Annotated in this window: 5 protein-coding genes and 1 pseudogene; 5 read left to right on the forward strand and 1 reads right to left on the reverse strand. The window is 66.8% G+C overall.

Features of this window, described 5'->3' with window-relative positions; translation table 11 throughout:
- Positions 1–233: pseudogene (locus HC022_RS20150) on the reverse strand (flagellar biosynthesis protein FlgA); the annotation flags it as partial.
- A gap of 206 nt (positions 234–439) precedes the next feature.
- On the opposite strand from HC022_RS20150, the gene HC022_RS20155 reads away from it, so the two are divergent.
- From HC022_RS20155 to HC022_RS20175, 5 genes are all read left to right on the forward strand, one after another.
- Entirely contained in the window at positions 440–1,141 is a 702-nt protein-coding gene (locus HC022_RS20155; protein ID WP_008887502.1) for a GntR family transcriptional regulator, read from the forward strand.
- Between the two features lie 112 nt (positions 1,142–1,253).
- On the forward strand, positions 1,254–2,186 hold the full coding sequence (locus tag HC022_RS20160) for an amidohydrolase family protein (RefSeq protein WP_167453608.1): 933 nt from the start codon (positions 1,254–1,256) through the stop codon (positions 2,184–2,186).
- 26 nt (positions 2,187–2,212) lie between these two features.
- Entirely contained in the window at positions 2,213–3,175 is a 963-nt protein-coding gene (locus HC022_RS20165; RefSeq protein WP_167453609.1) for a tripartite tricarboxylate transporter substrate binding protein, read from the forward strand.
- Between the two features lie 38 nt (positions 3,176–3,213).
- Positions 3,214–3,687, forward strand: a complete 474-nt coding sequence (locus HC022_RS20170; RefSeq protein ID WP_167453610.1) for a tripartite tricarboxylate transporter TctB family protein — start codon at positions 3,214–3,216, stop codon at positions 3,685–3,687.
- Positions 3,687–4,319 (forward strand): tripartite tricarboxylate transporter permease (locus HC022_RS20175; protein WP_167453611.1); only part of this gene is annotated, 633 nt, incomplete at its 3' end. The genes HC022_RS20170 and HC022_RS20175, both read left to right, overlap by 1 nt.

Below are 4,319 nucleotides of genomic sequence, written 5' to 3' on the forward strand. Positions count from 1 at the left end.
AAGGCGGCGCGGGCGCTCTCGGCGTCGTCACAGATCCGGATGTCGTCCGAAGAGATGCCCACGTCCTGCATGGCCGCCGCCGCGGTGGCCGCGTCCACGTCGACGCCGATGCGCACCGACATCTGCGGCACGCGCAGGCCCTGCGACAGGAAGCTCCGGCCAAAGCCCCCGGTGCCGATGATGCAGGCCTCGACGGTGCGGCTGTCGGCGCTGAAATAGGCGTTGTAGTTCATTCGCGGTCCCCGGATCTGCGGCGATTGCATGCGCATCGGATCGGTGCCGGGCACCGTATTGCGCGCAATCTGCGAGAAATCTCCTCAGCCGACCCTCTGAATCGGCAATTTCAAGATTGATTGCATTCAAAACGTGGTTCGTCAACCAGCTTGCGCAAATCCCCGCGGTTTTTTAGATTGATTGCATGCAATAAGGAAGGTCAGGCATGGGCGAAGACAGGTGGCAGGCGTTGTCCGAGGAGGTCGCCGGCTGGCCGCGCGGGCAGCGATCGACCTTCGTGACGAATTTTCTCCGCGACCTGATCGTCAGCGGCGAGATTCCTCCGGGCGAGCGGATCAACGAACGTATCCTGACCGAGCGGCTCGGGATCTCGCGCACGCCGCTGCGCGAGGCTTTCAAGATCCTTGAGGGCGAGGGGCTGGTGTCGATCCGTCCCAACGCGGGCGCGACGGTGGTGAGGTTGTCGCCCGAGGACGTCGAGGACTCGCTCGAGATCCTGATCGGACTGGAAAGCATTGGCGCCGAGCGTGCCGCCGAACGCGCAACCCCCGAGATGATCGAGGAAATCGCCGAGCTCGACACGCGTATGGTTGAGGCCTTCGAGCGTCGCGAGCTGATGGATTACTTCCACATCAACCAGGACATCCACCAGAAGATCATCGACGCCGCGCAGAACGAGGCGCTGTCGCGGGTCTATTCCAGCGAGAGCGCCCGCATTCGCCGGTTCCGTTTTGCGGGGAATCGCGATCACGCCCGCTGGGCGCAGGCGGTGGCCGAACACGCGCAGATTCTCGAGGCGCTGAGGCGGCGGCAGGGTCCTCTTCTACGGGAATTGCTCCGGGCGCACCACCGCGCAGGTTGGAAAATTGCACGCAAAGCCCTGGAGACCCCCGAGCCAACTGACTGAGTGCATTCAATTTTGCACAAATCTCGGATTTACCGTCAAAAATCTTTGACAAATCCCCCATATTGCATGCAAAGCTCGTCACCGAGGCGCCCGCACTGGGCAGGGAGGCACTGTGACCAGCGAAGCAAAGATCGATGCGATGCAGATCGTGGATGCCCATTGCCATGTCTGGGATCTGTCGCTCGGCAAGCACCCCTGGCTCATGCAGGGCGTGCAACATCCGCACCGCTACGGCGATTACAGCGCGGTGAAGGCGGACTTCCTGCCCGACGACTACCGCGCCGCTGCGGCGCCGTGGGAGATCGCCGCCGCCGTGCACATGGAGGCGGAATGGTCGCCCGACGATCCGCTGGGAGAGGCCCTCTGGATCGCGGAACTCAATGAAAAGACGGGATTTCCGGCTGCGATGACGGCGCAGGTCTGGTTCGACCGGCCCGACGCCGACCACCTGATCGCAGCGCAGGCCGCCTTCCCGCTGGTCCGCTCGCTGCGCCAGAAGCCCAGGGCTTTTGCCACGGCAGGGGAGTGGTCGCGCGGCCATGACCTCGCGGGGTCGATGAACTGCCCGACCTTCCGTCGCGGCTACGCCGGGCTTGCTGCGCACGGATTGCATTTCGAGCTGCAGACGCCGTTCTGGCATCTGCCCGACGCGGCGGACCTGGCCCGCGACTTCCCCGACACGCTCATCATCATCAACCACGCGGGCGTGCCCGGCAGCCGAGAGCCCGCCGTTCTGAGCGCCTGGTCCGAGGCGCTCGCCAGCGCCGCCGCCCCGCCCAATGTCCGCATCAAGGTGAGCGGGCTCGGCGTGCGGGGCGAGGACTGGACCACCGAGGCACAGCGCGAGGTCATCCTGACCTGCATCGACCTCTTCGGCGCCGACCGCGCCATGTTCGCGAGCAACATGCCGGTGGACGGCATGTTCCGCAGCTTTCCCCGGCTCATCGAGGATTTCATCGAGATCACCTCGGTACTGCCGGAGCGCGACCGCCGGGCGTTCTTCGCCGGGACGGCCGCCGACACCTACGGGCTGACATTGTCCTGACCAGAGATCACAGGGAGGATCACACCATGTTCACCACCACCCGCCGCAGGGCCGCCGCGCTGATCGCCGGCTTCACCATGGTCGCAGGCGCCGCCTTCGCCGAATACCCCGAGCGTCCGGTCCAGCTGATCGTGCCGTACCCGGCGGGCGGCGGCACCGACATCGTCGCGCGCACGCTGGCGGTGGAGCTCGAGAAGGAGCTCGGCCAGCCGGTGTCGGTCGTCAACCGCGACGGCGGCGGCGGCATTCCGGGCCAGACCGCCATCGCGCGCGCGCGTCCCGACGGCTACACCATCGGGCTCATCGCCTCGGACATTTCGCTCTACAAGCCGCAGGGGCTGGCGCCGCTGACCTACGCGGACATGACCGCCATCGGCCAGACCAACGAACTGCCCGGCAGCGTGACGGTGAGCGTGGACTCGCCCTACCAATCGATGGAAGAGCTGGTCGCCGCGATCACGGCGAACCCCGGCACCATCAAGGGCACCGGTGCCGCGCCGGGCGCAAGCTGGCACGCGGGCTTCCTCGGGCTCATGTTCGCGCTGGGTCTGTCGCCCGACGATGTGATCTGGGTGCCGACGCAGGGCGGCACCAAGGGTCATCTCGACGTGGCCGCCGGCAACAGCGATTTCTCCACCGCCTCGCTGGTCGAGGCCCGCGCGCTGGTCGAGGGCGGCAAGCTGCGCCCGCTCGCCACCATGGCCGCCGAGCGCGTCGATATCTTCCCCGAGGTGCCCACGCTGCGGGAGCAGGGGATCGACTATACCTACGGTCTCTGGCACGGGGTGACCGGGCCGAAGGGGCTCGACCCCGAGGCGCTCGAGGTGCTGAGCAAGGCCGTCGAGGCCGCCGCAAACAGCGAGAGCTTCGTCGCGACGCTGCAGGAGCGCGGTTTCAAGCACGTCTGGCGCCCCGGTGCCGAGTTCGAGGCCTTCATGGCCGAGGATCTCGACAAGATGCAGGTGATCTTCGACCAGCTCGAGAAGTGACGCGGGCGGATCGCGACGACTGAAAAGGAGGCTGACCCATGCAAATCCATGACACGGCCATCGGAGCGCTGCTGGCGCTGCTCGGGGTCGCGGTGATCTGGCACGTGGGCAGCTTCCCGCAGGTCGCGGGCCAGAGCTACGGCCCCGACCTCTTCCCGCGGCTCACCGGCATCGGGCTGGTGATCTTCGGCGGCGGGCTGGTGCTGCGCGGCGTGCGCACGGCCGAGGGCGCGCCGAAACTCCTGACCATGCCCGACACCGTCACCCTGCGGCGCGGCACGCTTGCGGCGCTCTACATCCTCGCCTCGGTCTTCGCCATCGTGCTCTTCGGCGAGACGGTGGGCATCCAGATCCTTGTCTTCGTGATCCTGCTGGTGGGCCTTCTGGCGGCGTTCCGGCGCCCGGTGATGTCGCTGGCGCTGGCGGTGGGGCTGACGGTCGCCTTCGACCTGATTTTCCGGATGCTCCTGCGCGTGCCGGTGCCCTCGGGCCTGCTGACGGGAGTGCTGTGATGTTCTCGGACCTGATGAGCGCCGCCGTACTGGTGGCGAGTCCCGACACGCTGCTGTCCATCGTCGTCGCCTCGTTCTTCGGCTTCGTGGTCGGCGCCTTGCCCGGCCTCACCGCCACGATGGCGGTGGCGCTGCTGATCCCGATCACCTTCCTGCTGTCGCCGATCGCGGCCATCGCCTCGATCGTCTCGGCGGCGGCCATGTCGATCTTCGCAGGCGACATCCCCGGCGCGCTGCTGCGCATTCCCGGCACGCCCGCGTCGGCCGCCTACATGACCGACGCCAACGCGCTGGTAGAGAAGGGCGAGGCGGGGTTCGTGATCGGCGCCTCGGCGGTCTTCGGCACCATCGGCGGTATCATCGGCACGGTTATCCTGATCGCCGCCTCACCGCTGCTGGCCAATTTCGCGCTGACCTTCTCGAGCTTCGAGTTCTTCTGGCTGGGCTGCCTCGGCCTCAGCTGCGCGGTGCTGGTGGCAGGTGACGACCTGCTCAAGGGTATGGCTTCGCTGATGATCGGCCTGCTGATCGCCTGCGTCGGCATGGATTACACCACCGGCTTCCCTCGCTTCACCTTCGGGTCCTGGGCGCTGCTCGAAGGCATCTCCTTCATCCCGGCGCTGATCGGGATG

It is taken from the genome of Salipiger sp. HF18 (assembly GCF_011806505.1).
GTDB classification, from domain to species: domain Bacteria; phylum Pseudomonadota; class Alphaproteobacteria; order Rhodobacterales; family Rhodobacteraceae; genus Salipiger; species Salipiger thiooxidans.